The sequence below is a fragment of the Inquilinus sp. YAF38 genome, assembly GCF_052113205.1.
In the GTDB taxonomy this organism is placed as follows: domain Bacteria; phylum Pseudomonadota; class Alphaproteobacteria; order DSM-16000; family Inquilinaceae; genus Inquilinus.
Map to the genome: position 1 here is coordinate 1 of NZ_JBFRCU010000188.1, position 2,959 is coordinate 2,959.

Annotated in this window: 2 protein-coding genes; both read left to right on the forward strand. The window is 64.4% G+C overall.

What is annotated here, in order from left to right:
• Nucleotides 1–261, forward strand: a 261-nt coding sequence (locus tag AB4Z01_RS36065) for a hypothetical protein (RefSeq protein ID WP_441701644.1), incomplete at its 5' end; no start/stop codon positions are given.
• An 846-nt stretch (nucleotides 262–1,107) separates the two neighbouring features.
• Nucleotides 1,108–2,959: calcium-binding protein (locus AB4Z01_RS36070; protein ID WP_441701645.1), on the forward strand; the 1,852-nt coding region annotated here is incomplete at its 3' end.

Sequence of the window (2,959 nt, forward strand, 5' to 3'; positions counted from 1 at the left end):
GACCTGTCCCTCGATCCCCAGACCGGCCGGATGACCGGCACCTATACCGGTTCGAAGGTCGGGCCGGCGCGGCTGACCGGCCAGCTGGCAGGCCCGGCCATCGATCTCCTCATCAGTTGGCCCCAGCCGGTCAACGGCCACATGACGGCCGGTCTGCGGATCGTCAGCCTGGGTCCCGACCGGCTCCAGATCCTGGTGACGGATAGCGGGGACCACGGCGTGCCCAGGGTGACGACGGACCTGTCGCTGGCGCGCCGGTGAGACCCTCCCGGCGATCGCCCATCTCGCCCTGATGCTTCTGTCTCAGTCCAGGGGTGCAGTCCATTTTTGAAGCTCCGCCTCGTCATGGCGAGGCGCGCAGCGCCGTGGCCATCCAGTCCTGCAGCTGGAGCGAACCCGGCCATTCACTTGCAGGTGCAGGCCCCGCCGACGCCGGCGCGCAGATTTCGACCGGAGTGCGCCACATGCGGCCGCGACGCGGGCGCTCCAACAGCGGACATCACCCGAATCAACCGCACCCGGCAGGTTCTTGGTCACGCCCCACGGCGAAGGTGGCCCGAACCAGTCATCCGCGTCTGCGCCCCGGAGCGGACATGACTGCGGCCAGCAGCCGATCCTGGGTTTCGGCGAGGATACGCCGCGTCCGGGCAACGATGGATTCGCCTGGCGGGGTTATCAGGATACGCGCTTGGACCGCTTGAATAGCGGCCCGCCCAGTATCTCCTCCAGCGCCCGTCCAGGCTAGGGATTCGGAAGGTTAGGATCATTTTACATAAAATCCTATTAGTGTCCTTAATGCGAACCTTTCTCATTGCGCTTTTGCAGGACATACTTCACATTCCTAACGCGAATGCATATCGGGGCGCGGCGACAATGCAGGTCATAGAACGCAACCCAGGCTGTACGGCCAAAGCGTCATGGCCATCCCGTTTATGCAGCGAACGCAGTGGATCTTTGGCGTTATTCCCGCCAGGGCCGGTGTGATCGCATAACGGATTCATAACCGATCTAGGTGCGCGGCGACTCGGAATGGTGAAGCGCGACTAGCGGAACTGTGACCACTGCGCCGCAGACGCGGCGCGTTAAGCATGAGAGGGGGAATTGACTATGACCGTTATCAACGGAACTGAGGGCGCTGATAATCTCGTCGGCACAGCCGATAGTGATACAATCAGCGGCTTGGCTGGCGACGATGTCTTGGATGGCCTTGGGGGCGCCGATATCATCAATGGCGGGGACGGTATTGACCTGGTCAATTATTGGAGCTCGCCAACTGCGGTCAGTGTTGATCTTTCCACCGGCATTGGAAGCGGGGGCGACGCTGCCGGGGACGTGTTGAGTGAAATTGAGAATCTAGTCGGATCCTTCTTGAATGATGTGCTCGTAGGTAACGCTGCCAACAATTCATTGCAAGGCTTGGACGGCAACGACGTGCTGGACGGCGGAGCCGGTGACGATACCCTCATCGGTGGGGAAGGCGACGACCACATTTATGCTTCCGCGGGAGCCGATGTGATCGACGGCGGGAACGGCGTTGATTCGGTCGATTACTATCTCTCGGTTGCCGCCGGTGTCTCCATCAACCTTGCCACCGGTTCGGCAAGCGGGGGCGATGCCACTGGGGACCAGTTGATCGGCATCGAGAATGTCGGCGGCACCAACCTCAACGACGTCATAACCGGTGACGCCGGCGCCAACCTGCTGTTCGGCAATGGCGGCGACGATACCCTCGACGGCGGGGACGGCGACGACACCCTCAACGGTGGGGACGGCAATGACATCCTGAGTGGCGGCTATGGCTATGACAGCTTCAGCGGAGGTGCTGGTATCGACACGGCCGACTACACCTTCTACGGCGGCGGCGTGACCGTCGACCTGACTGCCGGTCGAGCCGTCTTCGCCGGCGATGGCTCCGGGCTGTTCGAGACGCTCTCGGGAATCGAGAACGTGCGCATGGGGGCTGGCGACGACACGGTCATCGGTGACGGTGGCGCGAACGTGCTCGACGGTGGTGCCGGAAACGACATCCTCGGGGGCTTTGCGGGAGCTGACCACCTTAGCGGTGGCGATGGCATCGACCGGGCAACTTATTCGGCCGCGACGTCCGGGGTCACGGTCAATCTCACGGCCGGAACCGGCAGCGGCGGCGACGCCGCGGGCGATGTTCTGACCAGCATCGAGAACCTGACTGGCTCTGCGTTCGTGGACCTCCTGATCGGTGACGGGAACGCCAATACCATCGATGGCGGCGCCGGCGCCGATACGATCAACAGCGCCGCAGGCAACGATACGGTCATTGCCGGCGACGGCAATGACGCCGTGAATGGGGGCGCGGGGGCCGATGCGATCGACGGCGGCGCCGGCGTCGACACGGCCGACTACAACGGCAGCGGATCCGGGGTGACGGTCAACCTGGCAACCAACGCCAACACCGGCGGCTACGCCGAGGGCGACACGCTGACGAATGTCGAGAACCTGCAGGGCAGCGCCTTCGGCGACACCCTGACCGGCGATGCTGCAAACAACATCCTGTCGGGCCTGAACGGCAACGACGTGCTCGACGGCGGCGCCGGCTGGGACACGCTCGAGGGCGGCAACGGCGATGACCAGCTGACCGGTGGTGCCGGTGGCGACATCCTGCGCGGCGGCGCCGGTGCCGACCACCTGGCCGGCGGTGCCGACTACGACACTGCCAGCTACTGGGACAGCGCCGTCGGCGTGACGATCAACCTCCAGACCCAGGTCAACACCGGCGGCACGGCCGAGGGCGATACGATCGCCGATGACGTCGAGACGATCAACGGCAGCAATCACGACGACGTGATGACCGGCAACGCCCTGGGCAACGCGCTCATCGGGTTCGACGGGGATGACAGCCTCAACGGCGGCGGCGGTGACGACGTGCTGCGGGGTGGAGCTGGCGCCGACACGCTGAACGGCGGCGGCGGCAGGGACTTCT